The 19115-nt window shown below is 59.9% G+C and carries 14 protein-coding genes; 6 read left to right on the top strand and 8 right to left on the bottom strand.

Annotated elements, in window-relative coordinates:
• Window positions 1-82 precede the first annotated feature (82 nt).
• The 6 genes from ACO079_RS06555 to ACO079_RS06530 all read left to right on the top strand — a co-directional run bounded on the left by ACO079_RS06555 (window position 83) and on the right by ACO079_RS06530 (window position 10848).
• Window positions 83-2167: a M13 family metallopeptidase gene (locus tag ACO079_RS06555; RefSeq protein ID WP_421792707.1), complete on the top strand. Its 2085-nt coding sequence runs from the start codon at window positions 83-85 to the stop codon at window positions 2165-2167.
• Between the two features lie 117 nt (window positions 2168-2284).
• On the top strand, window positions 2285-5743 hold the full coding sequence (locus ACO079_RS06550) for a S8 family peptidase (RefSeq protein WP_421792705.1): 3459 nt from the start codon (window positions 2285-2287) through the stop codon (window positions 5741-5743).
• Between the two features lie 110 nt (window positions 5744-5853).
• Window positions 5854-7953, top strand: coding sequence for a M13 family metallopeptidase (locus ACO079_RS06545; RefSeq protein WP_421792703.1), 2100 nt, complete (start codon window positions 5854-5856; stop codon window positions 7951-7953).
• A gap of 138 nt (window positions 7954-8091) precedes the next feature.
• A complete protein-coding gene (rfbB, locus tag ACO079_RS06540) occupies window positions 8092-9147 on the top strand; it encodes a dTDP-glucose 4,6-dehydratase (protein WP_421792701.1) in 1056 nt (351 codons plus the stop codon).
• A complete protein-coding gene (gene rfbA, locus ACO079_RS06535) occupies window positions 9147-10031 on the top strand; it encodes a glucose-1-phosphate thymidylyltransferase RfbA (protein ID WP_421792699.1) in 885 nt (294 codons plus the stop codon). Before rfbB ends, rfbA begins: the two co-directional genes overlap by 1 nt.
• A gap of 28 nt (window positions 10032-10059) precedes the next feature.
• Window positions 10060-10848: a sulfite exporter TauE/SafE family protein gene (locus tag ACO079_RS06530; RefSeq protein ID WP_421792698.1), complete on the top strand. Its 789-nt coding sequence runs from the start codon at window positions 10060-10062 to the stop codon at window positions 10846-10848.
• Here ACO079_RS06530 and ACO079_RS06525 read toward each other — a convergent pair.
• The 8 genes from ACO079_RS06525 to ACO079_RS06490 form a co-directional block, all read right to left on the bottom strand.
• Complete coding sequence (locus ACO079_RS06525; RefSeq protein ID WP_421792697.1) at window positions 10845-11504, bottom strand: 3'-5' exonuclease; 660 nt, start codon at window positions 11502-11504, stop codon at window positions 10845-10847. The genes ACO079_RS06530 and ACO079_RS06525 overlap by 4 nt on opposite strands.
• A gap of 2 nt (window positions 11505-11506) precedes the next feature.
• On the bottom strand, window positions 11507-12538 hold the full coding sequence (locus tag ACO079_RS06520; protein WP_421792696.1) for an NAD-dependent epimerase/dehydratase family protein: 1032 nt from the start codon (window positions 12536-12538) through the stop codon (window positions 11507-11509).
• Between the two features lie 33 nt (window positions 12539-12571).
• Window positions 12572-13276, bottom strand: coding sequence for a DUF4197 domain-containing protein (locus tag ACO079_RS06515; protein ID WP_421792695.1), 705 nt, complete (start codon window positions 13274-13276; stop codon window positions 12572-12574).
• A gap of 19 nt (window positions 13277-13295) precedes the next feature.
• Window positions 13296-14528 carry an ABC transporter permease gene (locus tag ACO079_RS06510; protein ID WP_421792694.1) on the bottom strand — a complete coding sequence of 411 codons (1233 nt, stop codon included), beginning with the start codon at window positions 14526-14528 and terminating at the stop codon, window positions 13296-13298.
• A complete protein-coding gene (locus ACO079_RS06505; protein WP_421792693.1) occupies window positions 14525-15208 on the bottom strand; it encodes an ABC transporter ATP-binding protein in 684 nt (227 codons plus the stop codon). Before ACO079_RS06505 ends, ACO079_RS06510 begins: the two co-directional genes overlap by 4 nt.
• Window positions 15205-16674: an efflux RND transporter periplasmic adaptor subunit gene (locus ACO079_RS06500; RefSeq protein ID WP_421792691.1), complete on the bottom strand. Its 1470-nt coding sequence runs from the start codon at window positions 16672-16674 to the stop codon at window positions 15205-15207. Before ACO079_RS06500 ends, ACO079_RS06505 begins: the two co-directional genes overlap by 4 nt.
• Before the next feature lie 227 nt (window positions 16675-16901).
• Window positions 16902-18443 carry a glycosyltransferase gene (locus ACO079_RS06495; protein ID WP_421792689.1) on the bottom strand — a complete coding sequence of 514 codons (1542 nt, stop codon included), beginning with the start codon at window positions 18441-18443 and terminating at the stop codon, window positions 16902-16904.
• 69 nt (window positions 18444-18512) lie between these two features.
• The gene (locus ACO079_RS06490) at window positions 18513-18995 is read right to left on the bottom strand and encodes a SixA phosphatase family protein (protein WP_421792687.1); all 483 of its coding nucleotides are present in this window, start codon (window positions 18993-18995) and stop codon (window positions 18513-18515) included.
• Window positions 18996-19115: the final 120 nt, after the last annotated feature.

Here is a 19115-nt window from a genome sequence, read left to right as displayed (position 1 = left end):
GCTTGGCCAGCTGCCGGTCTAACGGCTAGAACACAGCTACATTCAATTCGCCGGCGGAGGGCCGGCCTTAATGGGGAAGATGATGAAAAAACTGCTTTTGAGCGGCGCCTGCCTTGCGCTTCTGGCAGCCTGCGGTCAGCCCGCAGAAGAAACTGCCAATGAAGAGGCGGATGCCGCTGTCACCAGCGAGACCGAAATGGCCTCTGCGGATATCGGCGCCTGGGGCTTTGACCTCGAGGGGATGGATACCAGCTTCGAACCGGGCGATGATTTCTTCCGTTATGCCAATGGGACCTGGCTGGATATCACCGAGATCCCGTCTGACCTGTCCAATTATGGCATGTTCACCGAACTGGCGCTGGAAGCCGAACAGGACGTCCAGAACATTATCACCGACCTAGCCGAGGCCGGCGGTGAAGATGGCTCGGTCGAACAACAGGTTGGAGATCTTTATGCCAGCTGGATGAACACCGACCTTCTAAACGAGCGCGGCCTGGCCCCGGTTCAGCCCCTGCTGGATGAAATCAACGCGGTCGAAAGCCATGATGGTTTTGCCGAGCTGTTTGCCACCTTGCATCATCAAGCGATGTTCGGCGTTGGCATCATTCCTGATCCGGCGGACACGACGCGCTACACCGTATTTGTCGGGCAGGGCGGTCTGGGCATGCCCAACCGGGACTTCTATCTGAATGAAGGCGAACGGTATGATGAATACCGGGAGGCCTATGTGGCCTATATCGAGCAGATTTTTGAGCTCGCAGGCCTGGAAGGCGGCGCGACGGCGGCTGCCGACATCATGGCATTGGAAACACGGCTGGCAGAGGTTCACTGGACCAATGCGCAAAGCCGGAACATCCAGGCGATCTATAACCCCATGCCGCTGGCGGAAATGTCCGCGCTCGCGCCTCAGTTCAATTTCGAATCCGGCATGGCCGCGCTAGGGATTGACGGTGTTGCGACCTATCTGGTCGCTCAACCCAGCGCGATCGAAGGCAGTGGGACGATTTTTGCCGAAACGCCGGTTGAAACGCTGCGTGACTACATGACGTTTCACGCGCTGAACAGCAACACCAATGCCTTGCCGCTGGAATTTGACGAGGCCAGTTTCGCCTTTTTCGGTCAAACACTGAACGGCACCGAAGAGCAGCGTCCGCGTGATCTGCGCGGCGTGAATCTGGTTGGCGGCGTGTTGGGTGAGGCTGTGGGTCAGGTCTATGTTGACCGTCACTTCCCGCCGGAATCCCGCGATCAGATGGAGGCGCTGGTTGGCAATCTGACGGCCGCTTTTGAAGAGCGTCTTCAAAACCTTGCCTGGATGGATGAAGAGACGCGCGAGCAGGCCTTGCTTAAGCTCTCCACGTTCGAACCGCGGATCGGTTATCCCGATGAGTGGACCGATTACAGTGCGCTGGAAATCGATAGCGATGATCTGTACGGCAATCTGCAACGGATCACCGAATTCAACTGGAACCAGCAGGTCGAAGATCTGGCCGGTCCGGTTGATCGCGGCGCCTGGCCATATCCGCCGCAAACGGTCAATGCATCCTACAATCCGCTGATGAACCAGATCACTTTCCCAGCGGGCATCCTGCAGGCTCCGTTCTTTGATCCTGAGGCCGATGCCGCCATCAATTACGGGGCGATCGGCGCGGTGATCGGTCATGAAATCGGTCATGGTTTTGACGATCAAGGCCGCGAGTTCGATGAAGTCGGCCGTATCCGCAACTGGTGGTCGGAAGACACAAATAACGCCTTCCTGGAGCGCTCCAGCGTTCTGGGTGCGCAGTATGACACATATTGCCCGCTGGAAGATGCCTGCGTGAATGGCGCGCTGTCGATGGGTGAGAACATTGGCGATCTGGGCGGCGTTCAGATGGCCTATTCGGCCTATCAGCGCTATGTCGCCGCCACCTATGGCGAAGAAGGTGCGCCGGTTATAGACGGCTTTACCGGCGATCAGCGCTTCTTCCTGGCCTGGGCTCAGGTCTGGCGCCGGCTATATCGCGAAGACAATCTGCGGCAGCGTCTTGTGACCGGCCCTCATAGCCCCTCGCAATACCGGACCAATGGTGTCGTCCGCAATCTGGACGCCTGGTATACCGCGTTTGACGTGCAGGAGGATGATCTCCTCTACCTGCCGCCGGAAGAACGCGTGCGTATCTGGTAGCCTGACGCACCTCGTGTAGAAAAAAGGCCGGTCTCTTCGGGGGGCCGGCCTTTGTTTTTATTGTCTTAAGTGGCGCAACGAGGCTAGGGTTTGCCCGACAGATCCGGGGGGACTTAAATGATTATGCGTTTTGTTATGGCGCTGATTTTGGTCGGCATTTGGGTGAGTACGCCGTCTGCCAAGGCACAAAGCGGTACGATCGCGGCTGATCTCCAACCCTTATTGGACGGCGATGCCCGCCAACGGGTCATTGTGTTTTTCGATATTCCACCTCTGGCGTTTGATAGCGCCGGTAATCTGGAGTCCGTGGACTCAATTGCAGCCATGGATAGCGCGCGGGACAATATCATTGCGCGGGCGCTTGGCGTTTCCGCTGCCACGCTGGCAGAAGACCCTTTGGTGATCGAGGCCTCGGCCTTGATCCATGAGTATGATTACTCGCCGATGGCCGCGATGTATCTGACGCCGGCCGAAATCAGAGCGCTGGCCGCAGACCCCGCTGTCCACCGCATTCAGCCGGACCGGCTGAGCCGGCCCTATCTGGGCACATCTGTCGACTATATTGGCGCCACAAATCTGCACACCTCCGGCCTGACAGGCGCGGGCGTGTCGGTCGCGGTGCTTGATAGCGGTGTTGATCTCGAACACCCCATGTTTGCCAACCGGATTGTGGGCTCAGCCTGTTTTTCGGGATACCGCGATACCAATCACGGGACGATGCCGCCCGCAGGAAATCTGGGGCTTTGCCCCAATGGCGAGCTGGTTGATACGACCACGCCGTCAGCGGGCGACAATTGCCTGCTCGCAGAAGAAAACCCGTTTATCGGATCGGATGACTGTGCCCATGGCACGCATGTCGCCGGGATCGTGCTCGGTGGCGATTTCCAGGATCCGAACCAACCCGGCACCACTTTGCGGGGAGTCGCTCCTGCTGCGGGACTGGTCGCGGTTCAGGTCTTCCACCTGGGTGTGAATGCAGAAGCCTGTGGCGGGCAGTCGGAATTATGCCTGACCTCTTTTGATGGGGATCAGGTTCGTGCGCTTGAGTGGCTTTATACCAATCGTAATGAATTGAATCTGGCTGCGATCAATATGAGTCTGGGCGGCGGGCGTTATCAGTTCGCTTGTGATAACGAACCCCAGACGGCGATCATCCGGCAACTCCGGGCGGCCGGTATCGCGACGATTATCGCCAGCGGGAATAACGCCTATCCTGACGAAATCGGGTCGCCGTCCTGCATCACGGATGCCATTACAGTAGGATCGGTGGCTCAGCCGTCCGCCAATCCGACGAGCCCGGCGTTTGAAACGCTCTCACTGTTTTCCAATTCCGGTTATCAGGTCGATATGCTGGCACCGGGCACAGCGATTACCTCTGCCTATCCAACCCTGAACGATTCCGGCCCGGGCCGGACCATTTCCTATGATGGCACGTCTATGGCGACGCCGCATGTCGCGGGAGCGTTTGCCCTGTTGCGCGCTGCCTACCCAACGCTATCCGTTGACCAGCTTGAAAACGCGCTTGAGGCGACCGGCGTGACCATCACTTCGCAGAGATCAGGGTTTCAGGCTCCCAGTATCCGGGTCGACGCGGCGAATGCTGCTTTGCAGCCTCTCTTGTCGAACAATCCGGAAACTTTCAGCATCACTCCGGTTGCGTCTTCGGATTCAACGGTGTCGCTGACCGAGCCCCTGAGCGGGCTCATTTCGATTCACAATCTGCTGAATACCGGCGCGGCACCCGTGAACTGGAATGCGAATGCCGAGGATGGCTGGCTGCAATTTGGTGCGGGGCTGTCATCTGATGGCGGCGTCAGTGGCCCGGCCAATTCAATTGGCGGAACGACCGGCGTGGGCCAGACCAGCGATCTCATCGTCAGAACCGACGCCACCGGCCTGCAAGCGGGTGTTTATCGAACCGTGTACTCGATCACATCTGACGCGGGTGTCTCCACGCCCTCCATGGCGGTCTCGATGGATGTTATTCCAACACCGCCGAATGACAATTTCGCCAACGCCCTGGCGCTCAATTTTCCATCCATTGCCCGCACCCAGACAGTAGGCGCCACGCGGGAGGCAGGCGAGCCTGCTCATGCGGGGAACGGGGCATCGGGGTCTGTCTGGTACCGCTGGACAGCGCCCTGGACCGGGGCTGTCGTGTTTCAGGTCAATAGTATCGCAGGGATTGATCCTGTGGTGGGGGTTTATACCGGCAGCTCGGTGGGCAGCCTGACCGAAATCGCGTCGAATGATGATTTCGAGGCCATGGATAGCTTCGCGGCGGTCCAGGTGCAGGCGGTTGCCGGGACGACCTATTACGTCGCAATCGCGGGCGCAGATGGCAGCACAGGCGCTGCGCAGTTGACCTTCTCTTCGATCGCGCCCCCACCGAATGATGATTTTGAGTCGGCCCAGGTGATTTCCGGCCGGTCCGGAATGGTATCAGGGGCCAATAATCTTGCGTCTTTTGAAGACGGGGAACCGCCACACGCCGGGACGGCCGGCGGGGCTTCGCTCTGGTTCAGCTGGACTGCGCCTGCCGACGGGACGGTCTGGTTCGACGCCGCGGCTGCCAGTTTCGCAACTATCGTGGCGGCCTATAATTCGGACGAGGATGCCGTCGCCAGTGCCGTTGGCGGACCCATTAGTTTCGATGCCAGCGCGGGTCAGACTTACCGGATTGTCGTGGATGGTGTCTCCGATGCACGGGGCAGTTTCCGGCTGAACTGGTCAATGGACTCTGCAGTGAATATCCGGCCCAATTCGGCGGTCCTGCCTTCGGTCCGAACCGGACGGATTGGCGAGCTGGTGACAGCCTTTGCAACGATCATTATTCCAGCAAGCGCGAGTGAAACCGCCCGGAACTGCCGGCTTGAATCGCCACCGGGATTTGCCGGATCCTTCACCTATCAAACCACGAATCCGGCGACCAATGCCGCCACAGGCCAGCCCAATACGCCGGTCGACATCGCGCCGGGTGGCTCGCAATCTTTCGTTTTCGGGGTGCGGCCTTCAACGCCTATCGCCGACTTCACGGTTCGCCCGGTCTTTGTCTGTGACAATCTGCGGCCTCGTGCAGATGCCCCCGGAAGCGAACGGACTGCGCTGAATGTCGGAAGCCTGCTGATCACCGCAGATAATTTTCCGAACAATGATCTGCTCGCGATTTCCAGCACGATCAGCAATGACGGGATTGTCTCGGTGCCGCAAAGCGGCATTCAACGCTTTAGTGTGGCCGTGATCAATCTTGGTCCTGCGCGCTTGATAGCGGCAACAGCCGGCAGCCCGACCATACCGGGCACAGCGCTGGAAGCCGCGATCTGTCAATCCAACCCTGCGACAGGCGCGTGCCTGTCCCAGCCTGCCACCACGGCGTTCGTACCGTTTGGCGCAAACGAGGTGCGAACCTTCACCGTGATTGTCGGGGTTGGCACGGAGCCGATTCCACTCGCTGCGAGGCAAAACCGGGTCAATGTCCTGTTCGGTCCGGCAGATACAAGCGCACCATCTGTTGCTCCCGCATTGGACGGCAATATCCTCGGCGGGACCAGCGTTGCGGTCCGGACTGTTCAATAATCAATGCGAGCCCGGAACGCCGCAGCCCGGATAATATGACAGTTATTTCAGTTGTGCTTGGCCAAGTTACCGCTAGTTAACGGGGCAGAACCACTGTGGGGAGCTTTATTGTGATCAGAAAAATCCTTCTGGCATCGACCTGTGTTGCGCTTGTCGCCGCGTGTAGCCCGCGTGACGCGGCAGAAGAGGCGGAAACACCGGCCGAGACCGAAACCGCGTCCACTGATGTGGCCTCGGAAGCCGCTGAAGGCGGAGAGCCAGCGCTTGGCAGCTGGGGCGTCGAGACGCAACACGTTGCCGCAGATATTGATCCGGGCGACGACTTTTTCCGTTATGTGAATGAAGGCTGGCTCGAGACGGCAGAGCTGCCGGCTGGTTTTTCCAGCATGAATGCGTTTACCGAGCTGTTCCTGCAAACCGAAGAGCGGATTGAGGACATCATTCTCACAGCGGCCGCCATGGAGGCCGAGCCGGGCACTGCCGAATACCAGATCGGCACCCTGTATAATGACTATATGAATACCGACCGGATCGAGGAGCTCGGCCTGTCGCCGCTTCAAGCCGAAATTGACGGTATTCTGGCCTCGACGACGCATGATGATATCGCACGCTGGTTTGGCCGCCCGTCGCATATGACCATGTTCTCGCTTGGCGTGACCATCGATCCGGGTGACCCGACACGCTATGTCATCTCGACCGGCCAGACCGGTCTGGGCCTGCCGACCCGTGATTTTTACCTGCGCGATGACGAGCCCTTCCCGGGCCATCGGGCTGCTTATGTCGACTACATTACCGGCGTGTTTGACCGCGCGGGCATCGAGAATGGCCGCCCACGCGCCGAAGACATTCTGGCTCTGGAAACGGCGATCGCCGAGATTCACTGGACGCGCGCACAGCGGCGTGACCGGATCGCCAATTATGATCTTCAGACCGTCGACGAGCTGATTGATTATGCGCCGGGCTTTAACTGGCGCGCCTTCCTCGAAGAGGAGGATGTTGCCGGTCAGGAAGAGATCATCGTCAACACCAATACGGCGGTGCAGGGGCTGGCTCAGCTCTTCTCGGAAACGCCGGTTGAGACCCTGCGCTCCTATCTGGCCTTCCATTTCATCGACAACCACACCTCCATGCTGCCGGCGGCTTATGATGAAGCGTCCTTCGCCTTCTATGGCACCCGGTTGAATGGCACGGAAGAACAGCGCGAGCGCCAGCTGCGCGCCGTGCAATTCGTCAATGGCCGGTTGGGCGAGTTGATCGGTCAGGTTTATGTAGAGCAATACTTCCCGCCGGATTATCGCGACCAGATGACCGAGCTTGTGGAATATCTGCGCCGGGCGTTCGCTGATCGTCTGGATACTTTACCCTGGATGGATGACGAGACCCGGGTTGAAGCCTTCGCCAAGCTCGAAGCGTTCATTCCGAAAATTGGTTATCCAACCCAGTGGCGCGACTATTCCACGATTGACATGGAGCCGGGTCAGCTGATCGCGAATGCCAATGCCGTGCGCGATTGGGGCCGCAACGACAGCCGGTCCCGCCTTGGCGGTCCGATCCGGTCCTGGGCCTGGTTCATGAGCCCGCAAACGGTGAATGCCTATTACAGCCCGCAGCGTAACGAAATCGTTTTCCCGGCGGCCATCCTTCAGGCCCCCTTCTTCGATCCGTATGCAGATGCGGCGGTGAACTTTGGCGCCATTGGCGGCGTCATTGGTCATGAAATGGGCCATGGATTTGACGACCAGGGCAGCCGTTCTGATGGCACCGGCCTGCAACGCAACTGGTGGACCGAGTTCGCCCGTGGTGAATTTGAATCCCGGACCTCGGTTCTGGAAGAGCAATACAATGCGTTCTGTCCGATCGAGGGCGAGTGCGTGCGCGGCAATCAGACCATGGGTGAAAACATCGGTGATCTCGGTGGCCTGTCCATCGCGCTTCACGCCTATCGCATGTATCTCGAGGATCATGGCGGTGGCGAAGTGATTGACGGCTTCACGCCCGAGCAGCGCTTCTTCATGGCCTGGGCACAGGTCTGGCGCGGGATCCGCACCGAGGACTCGATGCGCAACCGCCTGCTGTCAGGTGTGCACAGCCCGAACCAGTACCGCACCAATGGCGTCGTCCGGAACATGGACGCCTGGTATGATGCCTTTAGCGTGACCGAGGACGATGCGCTCTACCTGCCGCCGGAACGCCGTGTGAGCATCTGGTAGGCTTCAGAGCTGCAAATAATAATGGAACAGGCCCGGCCCAGTGCCGGGCCTTTTTCTTTGGCGCTAACCTGATGTTTCCGGTTGCCTTTCTGGCGCTGCGCTGTTTTCTGCGAGGGGGCGGGATGAAAGCGGGGATTTATGCGGGTATTGGTCACAGGCGGGTGCGGATTTATCGGTTCGGCGTTGGTGCGCCGGCTGGTTGCTGACGGTCATGAAGTCGTCAATCTGGACGCCATGACCTATGCGGGCGACGCCCGCACCGTTGCCGAAGTCAGCCGGGCGAATAACTATTCCTTTCTCAAGGCCGATATCACGGACCGAGCGGCCATTAGCGACGCGTTCAAGACCTTCAAACCTCAACAGGTTTTTCACCTGGCAGCCGAGAGCCATGTCGACCGGTCAATTGACGGGCCGGGCGTGTTTATCCAGACAAATCTGGTTGGAACGTCCATCCTGCTGGATTGTGCGCTGGAATACTGGCGGAGTTTGCCGGGTGAGGCGGCAGATGCGTTTCGCTTCCTTCACGTTTCCACAGACGAAGTTTATGGCACGCTCGCAATGACGGATGTCGCTTTCCGTGAGGATACGCCGTATGCGCCGAACAGCCCGTATGCGGCCTCAAAAGCCGGTGCCGACCATCTGGTGCGCGCCTGGGCCGAAACCTATGGTCTGCCGGCGGTTATCACGAATTGCTCCAACAATTACGGACCGTTCCAGCATCCGGAGAAACTGATCCCGACGGTCATCCGGACGGCTTTGTCGGGCGCGGACATCCCTGTCTATGGCACGGGCGAGAACATCCGGGACTGGCTTTATGTCGAAGACCATGTTGCGGGCTTGATTGCCGCTATGGCCACAGGACGCGCGGGCCGGAAATACAATTTCGGCGGCGATGCGGAACGTACCAATATTGATCTGGTCCGGGATATTTGTGGATTGCTGGATCAGAAACGTCCCGGCACAGCGCCTTATGCGGACCAGATCCGTTTCGTGACAGACCGGCCGGGTCATGATCTGCGCTATGCGGTGAATGCGGCCCGCGCAAAGTCGGAGCTGAGCTGGGCGGCGGCGGTAACCTTGGATGAAGGCTTGTCGCAGACACTCGATTGGTATTTGACCCATCCGGAATGGTTATCGCGCGATCCGGCTGAAATCGCGCGGCTGGGTCTGAGCCGCAGCGAAGGAGACGCCTGATGCCGGCAAAATGGAAGGGCCTCATTCTGGCCGGCGGCACGGGCAGCCGCCTTTATCCGCTGACGCATTCGGTCAACAAGCACCTCCTGCCGGTGTTCGACAAGCCGATGATCTATTATCCGCTAACAACCCTGATGCTGGGTGGGATCCGGGAGTTCGTGATTGTTTCAAATCCGGACTCGATACCGCAAATCCAGGCGCTTTTGGGCGACGGCAAGCGTTGGGGTCTCGATTTTACCTATGTGGCGCAAGACAAGCCGGGCGGCATCGCCGAAGGATTTCGTGTTGCGGCGAACGAGCTTCAAAACCGGCATGTCGCCCTCATACTCGGGGACAATATTTTTTATGGTGACGGCCTGTCTCATCGTATCCAGGAGGCGGCAAGGCTGGACAAGGGCGCGACGATATTCGGTTATGAAGTCGCAGACCCCAGCGCCTTCGGTGTGGTCGAGCTTGGCCCGGATGGCAAAGCCATTTCCCTGGAAGAAAAGCCGCAGAAACCGAAGTCGAATTTCGCGGTGCCCGGAATTTATTTTTATGATCCCGACGTGTTGGACATTGCCTGGAACCTCAAACCCTCGGCGCGTGGCGAATTGGAAATCACGGACGTCAACCGCGCCTATATGGAGCGGGGCGATCTTCATGTGAAAACGATTGGCCGGGGCGTGGCCTGGCTGGATGGCGGGACCCATGCCGACCTGTTTGAAGCTGGCCAGTTCATCAAAGTGGTTGAAGAACGGACCGGGCTGAAAGTGGCTTGCCCGGAAGAGATTGCCTTCCGCATGGGCTTTATTGACCGGGCGGGGTTGGAAGACCTCGTCGATGACAGTCCGAAAACCGAATATCAGAAATATCTGAAAGACTTGCTGGACCGCGCGGGATAATCGCGGGCCGGGGACAGGAGCGCCAATCATGCTGCAAGACCTGCTCTCGGTATTTTCGGGCAGCCTTGTGGGCTTCATTCTCGGATTGATCGGTGGGGGTGGGTCCATCCTTGCTGTACCGCTGCTGGTTTATGTGGTGCGGATTGGCAGCCCGCATCTGGCGATCGGAACCGGCGCGCTGGCGGTCGCTGTCAGTGCACTCTTCAACCTCATGACGCATGCCCGCGCCGGGAATGTGAAATGGCAGTGTGCGCTGGTGTTTGCAGCGGCCGGCGTGGCGGGCGCATTCGTCGGCGCGGCCGCCGGAAAGCGCGTCGACGGGGAATTGCTGCTGGGCCTGTTCGGCCTTTTGATGATTGTGGTGGGGCTATTGATGTTGCGGCCCCGCTCGGGCGGAGATGGTGATGTCCGGCTGACATGGCGGCTGGCCCCGAAGCTGGCGGGGTCAGGCCTGATGGTCGGCGGACTGTCCGGGTTTTTCGGTATAGGTGGCGGGTTTCTGATCGTCCCCGGTCTGATCGTGGCAACGGCGATGCCGCTCTTGAATGCGATTGGCTCGTCGCTTGTGTCTGTGACCGCTTTCGGATCGGCGACTGCAGCCAGCTACGCCCTGTCAGACCTGGTCGTCTGGCGTGTCGCGATTCTCTTTATTCTCGGCGGCGCCATTGGCGGTATATGCGGGACCTGGGCGTCCAAAGCGCTAGCGAAGCGCAAGCGGGCCCTGAACTATGTTTTTTCTGGCATCGTGATTTCGGTTGGCGTGATGGTCGCCATTGATGGATTGCGGACGCTGTTCAATGCGGCTCAGGCCGGTTAGTTCGCGGTCTCGGCCTGCGCCGCCAGAATGGCGCGATAAAGCTCCAGATTAAACTGTGACCCGGTCTCGCCCGTGTGCAATAGGGGGTCGTCCGTTTCCGGTTCCAGCCCTATGGCTACCGCATTGCCGGAACTGCGCAAATGACGGAGACCATGGCCCCAGGCGACAGAGGGAAGGTCCAGCACATAATAGGTGTAAAGATCACGGAAGCTGGAGCCGTGTTCCTGCAACAGTGCGTCCAGGAAGCTGCGATCGAAATAGGCGTTGTAGGCCGTGAAAATAATTGTTCGCTCGCCCGACATGTCTTCATGGAAGGCGAGGAAGGCTGCAACTGCCTCTTCTTCGGAAACCGCGCCCAGCTCCTGCCAGCGTGCTTCGTCATAGCCGTTGACGCCGCGTGCGCCTTCGCTGGCGCGGTCAGGGTGATCCGGGTTCATGCGGATGAAGAACCGGCCGATCTCATTCCCGTCCAGATCGGTATAGATCGCGCCCAGATCGATCATTTCATTATAGGCGGGATCCAGGCCCGTGGTCTCAACATCCACAATGGCCAGGGCCCAGTTTTCCGGGGCTTCTGTCGGCCAGGCGAATTGCGCCGCGGCGGGCGCCGCAAGGCCAATAAAAACAAGAAAAGACAGGGCAAAGCGTTGGATCATGGTCAGCTCGGTGGTTCGACTACGCCAAACTCAATAAGCGATTCGGCGGCCGCAATCACCGCTTCCCGAGCAGGCCGGAAAGCAATTCCGGTTTTCTCGGTCACATAGGCGGTGTTCGCGTTCCGGCGGCGGCCGAGGTCAGAGGTCACCGACCGGAGCGAGCGGTCGAAATTGGCCATGAAGCGCACCAGCCATGCCGGCAATTCGCCAGTCGGGATTTTCTTGGCAAAGGCCGGAAAGGCGTCGCGCAATACCAATGCGGTTTCTTGCATGGATAACGTGTCAGCCGCCGCCAGCAGACGCAGCCCTGCTGTGTTGGGCGACTCCATGGCGGCCACATGTAATGCGGCCAGATCGCGCACATCGACCGTTGGGAAACAGATCGGCGGGGAAGCTGGATAGGCCGCCTTCAACAAAAGCTCGACGACCGACAAGGAGGTGCCAATCCGCTCATCCAGCGCAGGTCCCAGCACCAGACCCGGATTGATCACCGTTGCCTTGTCACGGGCCTCGCGTTGATCGAGCAGCTCCCACAGCGCAAGCTCTGCGCGTGTCTTCGAGACGATATAGGGGGAGATGGCTTTCCATTCCGGGTCCGTCCAGTCTTCCGGCCCGGCGGTGAAATTCCCCTTGAACTTTGGGTGATACATCACGGCTGCGAGTGAAGAGGTCACGACAATCCGCTTCACGCCCGCGTCCAGAGCTGCATTTGTGACGCGCAGAACGCCCTCTTTCGCTGCCGGAACCAGAGCCTCCCGGTCGCGGGGTTGCTCCATCGGAAAGGGCGAGGCGAGGTGCTGGACATAATCGCAACCCGCGACAGCTTCCGCCCAACCATCATCACCCGTCAGATCGGCTTCGACAAAGCTGATCTTGTTGTGATCCGCGCCATGGCGGACGAGCGTTTCCTTTACAGGATCGGACTTGGCCGTATCACGGACCGTTCCAACAACTTCATGCCCGCCCTGCAATAGTTGCAAAGCCACATGTTTGGCGATGAACCCGCTAATTCCGGTGACCAAAACTTTCGCCATTTCACTCCCCCTCTAGGCCTGTCAGGCAGGCTGTTATTGTCCGAATAGTCCGCGCAGCACGTCCTCAGCCCGCCGCGTCGGGTTGGCCCGGAAGCTGCGTTCTTCTTCGCCGACATAGTAAAAGACGCCATCCAGCGCCTTTTCAACGGCAAAATCGGTCACCTGCTCGCGATAGTCCGAAGCGGATGACCGCGCGGTCCGGTTGCCACCGAAGAAGCGGCCAATGCCGCTGCGCTGATCTATCAAGCCCGCGGCTTGATCCAGCACGCCATAGGCCCCGGAGTCTGTGAGCGTCTCTTCCATGGGAGGCCGCAAAAGTCCGCCAAGCGAGGTCTCTGTCCGGGATCGGAGATAGGCGGTGGCAGCGGTATCCCCGCCGCGCAAAATCGAAAGCCCGTCCGAGATGGTCAAAGACCGGATGGCGGAAATCACCAGGTCACGCGCCGCCGGCATGACGCTTTCAGCCGACCGGTTCATGCGCAGCTGCAGATCGTCCAGCGGACCTGCCAATCCCAATGGCTCCAGCCTTTGTTGCGTCGAACCCAGCAGGCCAGGAAGCGGGATACGAACCAGCCCGTCCCCGAAAAACCCGTCGAACCGGCCCAGGCGTTGGGTCGCGGCGCGGGTTGCGGTGACTAGCATGTGGCGAATGGTGCTGTTCGTACCTTGCGTATGAGCGGCCCCTGGCACTGCGAAAACCGCGAGTGCGGAAGCCAGAAAAGCCCGTCTATGGATCATGTTTGCCTCCCTAGAGGCCCTATTCGAAGCGCAACGCCTCGATGGGATCAAGTCTGGAAGCGCGATGGGCGGGGTAAAACCCGAAGAAAATGCCGACAAAAGCAGAGGCCCCTATAGCAATCAGGGCCACGACCGGTTCGATAGAGATCGGAAATTCATCCAGCGAATCCATGTAGGCGGCGGCCCCGATTCCGATACCGAGACCGATCAGCCCACCCGCAAAACAGAGCACAACGCTTTCGATCAGGAACTGATTTCGGATGTCGCCGCGCTTGGCACCGACGGCCAGCCGCAAGCCAATTTCCCGCGTGCGCTCTGTCGTCGAGACCAGCATGATGTTCATGATCCCTATGCCGCCGACCAGGAGTGAGATCGCGGCTGCCGCCGCCAGTAACAGGCCGAGCTGGTCTTCCGTTTCGTTTCGGGCGCGAATGAATTCACCCAGATTTCGGACGTTGAAATCATCTTCCGCGCCAGGCTGAATTTCGCGGCGGATGCGCATGAGATCTTCGATATCAGCCGTGACGAGCTCTGCGTCTGCCGACCCGTCGATTTCAGCATAGATGGTGAAAACCGGGTCACGGACACCCAGATTCCAGCCCAGAATACGGTCACGAACCGTGGAGATGGGCGCGAACGCCGTGTCATCCTGATCCTGTCCCCAACTGGACTGGCCCTTGGCGGACATCACGCCGATGACTTCCATCTGCGTGGTTCCAACGCGCACGATCTGACCGATCGGGTCGGATGCGCCAAACAGTTCGCGGGCCAGTGTTTGACCAATGATCAGCACACGGGCACCCGAGCGGACTTCGTCGGGATAGAATTCGCGTCCGGTTTCGGCGAACCAGTCACGCGTTTCAAAATATTCCGCATGAACGCCCTGGATCCGGGTTGACCAGTTATTGCCCTCAACCACAAAGGTGGCATTCCCGCTCATTTCACCGGAAACAGCCGCGATACCGTCAATCTCGTCCCGGATTGCGGCTACGTCCGCATCGTTCATGAACGTCGCGGTACCGGCACCGCCCCGGCGTCCACCGAAGGCCGACGAGCCGGGCCGGATGATCAGCAAGTTGGCTCCGAAAGACGCAATGCGCTCTTCCATCGCCTGCTTGGCGCCATCGGTGACCGAGACCATGACGATGACAGCAGCCACGCCGATGATGACACCGAGCATGGCCAGCGCGGACCGCAAGAGATTTACCCGCAGCGCGGTGAGCGCAACGCGGATTGCAGCGAGCAAGTTCATGAGCGGTCCTCTACAATCTCGCCATCCCGGAAAATGATCTGCCGTTTGGCGTGTTCGGCGACTTCCAATTCGTGCGTCACCAGAATGACGGTCATACCCTCGCGGTTCAACTGATCGAAAATCGCCAGAATTTCTTCGGATGTCTGGCTGTCGAGCGCCCCTGTGGGTTCATCTGCCAACAAAATGGCGGGGTCATTCACAAGCGCCCTTGCGATTGCGACACGCTGTTGCTGACCGCCGGAAAGCTGGCTGGGATGATGGTCCATGCGTTCGCCGAGGCCCACCTGGGTCAAACGGCGCTCGGCGCGTTCCATGCGTTCTCTGGCCGGAATACCGGAATAGACCAGGGGCAGAGCCGCATTTTCCGTCGCGCTGGTGCGCGGCAACAGGTTGAACTGCTGAAACACAAACCCGACGCGGCGACCGCGGAAAGCCGCGAGCTGGTCGGCCCGCATGCGATCCAGTTGCTCGCCATCGATTTCAAGCGTGCCCGAAGTGGGCCGGTCGAGCGCTCCGATCAAATTCATGAAGGTCGACTTGCCAGACCCGGACGGCCCCATAATGGCGACATATTCACCGGCGTGAATGTCGGTCGACACACCCTTCAAGGCGTGGACCTTGTTGTCCCCCATCTCATAGATGCGGGCGACATCCCGGCAGTGAATGAGCGGTTGGCTCATCCGCCAGACATCCGCGCACGCGTGATCACCGCTTCGCCTTCTTCCAGCTGGCCGCCAACCACTTCGGTACGCCGGCCATCATCGACGCCCACGCGCAGGCGGCGCTCTTCCAGATAGCCGTCCGCGTCCTCCACCCAGACGCTGGCGGTGCGGGTTTCGGCGTTTTCGGCCTGAATTTCGCGGAAGCGGGCCATTTGTTCGGGCGTCAGCACATCGCGCAACGCATTGGCAAAGAGCTGGTTCATGGCCGAGCGATCCGGCCGGCCGCCCCCGGCCTGCATCTGCTGACGCATTTCCATGAAAGCCGAGCGGATGGCCCGTTGGGCATCTTCGCGCTGGCTGTCGGTCATCTCCAGCTGTTCAGCGAGCCGGTCGAGCATGCCGCCTCCTCCACCACCGCCGCGTTGTCCGCCACCCCGGCGGCCCTGCTCTGGCGCTTCTGCCGGACGCGCGCGCGCTTCCAGCGTGCCTGACGGGCGGAAACGAAGTGCGGAATTGGGCACGGACAGCACGCCTTCACGTTCGCCGGTGACGATATCCAGGTTGGCGGTCATGCCGGGCAACAGCCGCTGGCCCGGATTTTCGGCGGTGATGACCACCGTATAGGTCACCACATTGGCTTCATTTGTGGCGGCCAGACGCACCTGATCGACGCGGCCTTCGTAATTACGGCCTGGAAAGGCATCGACCGAGAAGGTCGCCTGCTGGCCTTCGCGGATCTGACCAATATCGCTTTCGTCGACCTGGGCGTCGATCTGAATGACGGAGAGGTCCTGCGCGATGGTGAACAGCACGGGGGCCGACAGGCTGGCGGCCACAGTCTGGCCGATATCGACTTCGCGATTAATCACGACCCCGTCGATGGGCGCGCGAATGATGGTGCGCTCCAGATCAATGCGGGCTCCGGACAAGGTGGCTTCGCGTTGTTGCAAGGTGGCGCGGGCATTTTGAATTTGCGCTTGCGCCACGGCGCGTTCTGACCGTGCGGATTCCAGTGCCGCCTCAGCCGCTTCGAAGGCCGCGGTGCTGGCAATGCCGCGTTCCAGCAGGTTCTCCACCCGTTCAAATTCTTCTTCGGACACGCGCAGATTGGCATTTACGCGCTGCAGGCCGGCTTGTTGCAGGGAGACCTGCGCCTGTGCCGTGGCAACAGCAGCTTCCGCTTCCCGCACGCGGGTCTCGAAGCTTTGCGGATCAATGCGGGCGATCACATCGCCTTCGGACACGGGCGAGTTGAAGTCGACATTCAACTCGGCAATCTGTCCGGAGAGCTGGGAGCCGACTTCGACGGTAACGCGCGCGCGCACAGAGCCGGTCGCGGCAACCGAGCGGCGGATATCCGCGATCTCGGCGGCCTCGCTCTCAATGACCAACTCGCCTTCAGGTTCTGCAGCGCCCATGAAATACCAGGCAGCCGCCGCCAGAATGACGGCTCCGACGCCACCTGCGATCCAGTATCTATTCATGCGATAAGCCCCGATCTCACATGGCTAACGTGCCGTGCGCCTTCCGCCGTCGAAAGTGACGCAGTTGAGCGGCAAATCAAGTGACGAGATGGTAAGCCGGACCGGTCTTTACAGGCCTAGCCGGCTGTTGAACCGGCCGCCGGTCTCGATCCCGATGAATGAAACCAGATGAGCCAGCACCAGCAGGTTCCAGAATCCCAGCGTAATCGCCAGCAGCGTCCAGGGGATCAGGCGCGGACCTTTTGCCGGGTCCGGATCCTTGCTTGACCGCCAGGCGCAGAGGGCAAAAGCTGCGAGAGAGACGGTTTGCAGGATGAGGGTGAGGGTAAGGGACATGCCGGTTGCGGCGCCTTTGTAAATCCGTGTTCGGTCTTGGCCCAGAAATAGGGGCGGTCGCGCAATTCGCGAAGTGCTCTTAACATCGCAACCGCCTGGAGCGGCCAATAAAGCGGCATACGGGCCAGATCTGCCGCACGCGTTTCAAGACCAGCCCGCCGGATGGCAACAGCGGCGCACAGGGCTGATGCGGCATAGCCACAAGCCAGAAGCCCGGCCGCCGGCAGGCTGGCTGTGTTCCCCATGATTAACAGGCCCAGAAACAACATGATGGCGGGTCCGTGCAGGAAAGCGGAGATCACGGCTGCGCCGAGTGTAAGGGACAGGCTGATCATTGCCCGCAATGGCAGGTGTCGGGGTTGGCGCAATTGAACGGCGAGGGATTGCAGATAGCCCTTCAGCCAACGGGATCGCTGGCGGATCCAGGGCCCCAGATTTTCCGGGGCCTCCTCCATGGTCGGCAGGCTTATAACATCGCTGCGATAGCCCAGCCGGGCCAGTCGAAATCCGAGATCAGCATCTTCGGTGACGTTATAGGCGTCCCACCCGCCGGCGGCCTCAAGCGCCTCACGCCGGAAGTGATTGCTCGTGCCGCCGAGCGGCAAGGGCAAGCCCAGCCGTGCCAGAAGGGGTAAAATGGCGTGAAACTGGATGGCATATTCCAGTGCAAATTGCCGGGTCAGCCAGTTCCGGTCGTGGTTATACCAATTGAGAGGTGCCTGAACGCAGCCCAAGGCCGTATCGCCCGCTGCAAACGCCGCCGCCGCCGCCCGTAATTGTCCGGGATGAGGGACATCCTCGGCATCGTAAACGGTAACGATATCGCCGCGAGCAAAATGAAGGCCATAATTCAGCGCACGGGGCTTGGTGCGCGGCAGACCGGGTGGAACGATGACCAGTTCAAACCGGCTGTCGAACACGCAATGGCGGGCTGCCTTGATCGTCTCGCGGTCATCGGCTTCCATGATGATTTTGATGTCGAGGCGCGAAACCGGATAGTCGATTGCGGCAAGCGCCTGCGTCAGCTGGTCCAGCACGCTGGCTTCCTGATAGACCGGGGCGAGGATTGTGATGATCGGCAATTCATCATCATCGAGTTTTGGCCCCTCATTCCAGCGGGGAGGGCATGCCGCCGCTGTCAGTCGCAAGGCGATCAGCGCTGAAAAACCGAGCGCAAATGCGAGCTGCAGTCCCGTCCAGCCAGACGCCGGGAACAAGGCAATCGTGCTGAAGGCGAGCAAAGTCAGCGTCATGGCGGCCAGTTTCTGCCCGGGCGTAATGCCCGTCCTCGCTGAAAATTCCGGATGTTTCCGAAAAAGCCCATTGGCGGCCTGATCTGTCCAGACCTCGGCGATGCGGTGCGGTGCCAACCGCTCAACCGCGCGCATATCTCGCCCGGCCTGCGCACTGCGCGGCCAGCCCTGCCCATCCATCGTCCACCCCGATGTTCGTTGTGGATAACTTTAGCAGTTAAAACCTGACGTGGCGAATCGGGGCGCCACTCAATCTTTTGGATTTATGATCAAATCCAGCGAGACATCGTCGAATTCGGGATCACAGGTAAAGACCGTTACCGCAGAGGTCGGGTAGCCATCCGGCATCTTGTGCAGCCGTCCCGCCCGATCGGCCAGATTGTGCGCAAGGGCGCCAATTCCGGGATTATGTCCCACCAGCATGACGGCATCAGACCGGCGAAGCGCTTCGCGAGCGGCGCGGATGAGCATGTCAGGGGAGGCATGGTAAAGCGCCATCGGGTCCTCAAACGCCGGATTTCCAACAGCCTCGCGCATCGCCATCCAGGTTTGAAGCGTACGTTGCGAGGGCGAGACCAGCGCCAGATCAACGGTGATACCCGCTGCTTTCAATGTGTCGCCGGATGTCCGGGCGTCCTCGCGCCCGCGTGGTGTCAGGCCGCGTTCAAAGTCATCATCCGCATCCATCCGGTCAACGGCTTTGGCGTGGCGGACAAGGACTAATCTCGGCATGGCATTTCCCGGTAATTTACGGACGGCGAGTTTGCCGCCTGACCGACAAAAACGCCAGCCTCCGGCGCGGCTGGTCAGCAAAAACCTGTTCGATGGTAAAGGGTGCTTGACGTAAAGGGT

It is taken from the genome of Hyphobacterium sp., assembly GCF_965228115.1.
Lineage (GTDB): Bacteria > Pseudomonadota > Alphaproteobacteria > Caulobacterales > Maricaulaceae > Hyphobacterium.
This window is presented reverse-complemented; position numbering and strand designations above follow the sequence as displayed.

Coding starts and splice junctions, on each gene's coding strand:
- ACO079_RS06530 (WP_421792698.1), top strand. CDS start 10,060: ATGCTGCAAGACCTGCTCTCGGTATTTTCGGGCAGCCTTGTGGGCTTC.
- ACO079_RS06520 (WP_421792696.1), bottom strand. CDS start 12,538: ATGGCGAAAGTTTTGGTCACCGGAATTAGCGGGTTCATCGCCAAACAT.
- ACO079_RS06490 (WP_421792687.1), bottom strand. CDS start 18,995: ATGCCGAGATTAGTCCTTGTCCGCCACGCCAAAGCCGTTGACCGGATG.
- rfbA (WP_421792699.1), top strand. CDS start 9,147: ATGCCGGCAAAATGGAAGGGCCTCATTCTGGCCGGCGGCACGGGCAGC.
- ACO079_RS06555 (WP_421792707.1), top strand. CDS start 83: ATGAAAAAACTGCTTTTGAGCGGCGCCTGCCTTGCGCTTCTGGCAGCC.
- ACO079_RS06515 (WP_421792695.1), bottom strand. CDS start 13,276: ATGATCCATAGACGGGCTTTTCTGGCTTCCGCACTCGCGGTTTTCGCA.
- ACO079_RS06550 (WP_421792705.1), top strand. CDS start 2,285: ATGATTATGCGTTTTGTTATGGCGCTGATTTTGGTCGGCATTTGGGTG.
- ACO079_RS06505 (WP_421792693.1), bottom strand. CDS start 15,208: ATGAGCCAACCGCTCATTCACTGCCGGGATGTCGCCCGCATCTATGAG.
- ACO079_RS06510 (WP_421792694.1), bottom strand. CDS start 14,528: ATGAACTTGCTCGCTGCAATCCGCGTTGCGCTCACCGCGCTGCGGGTA.
- ACO079_RS06495 (WP_421792689.1), bottom strand. CDS start 18,443: ATGGATGGGCAGGGCTGGCCGCGCAGTGCGCAGGCCGGGCGAGATATG.
- rfbB (WP_421792701.1), top strand. CDS start 8,092: ATGCGGGTATTGGTCACAGGCGGGTGCGGATTTATCGGTTCGGCGTTG.
- ACO079_RS06525 (WP_421792697.1), bottom strand. CDS start 11,504: ATGATCCAACGCTTTGCCCTGTCTTTTCTTGTTTTTATTGGCCTTGCG.
- ACO079_RS06500 (WP_421792691.1), bottom strand. CDS start 16,674: ATGAATAGATACTGGATCGCAGGTGGCGTCGGAGCCGTCATTCTGGCG.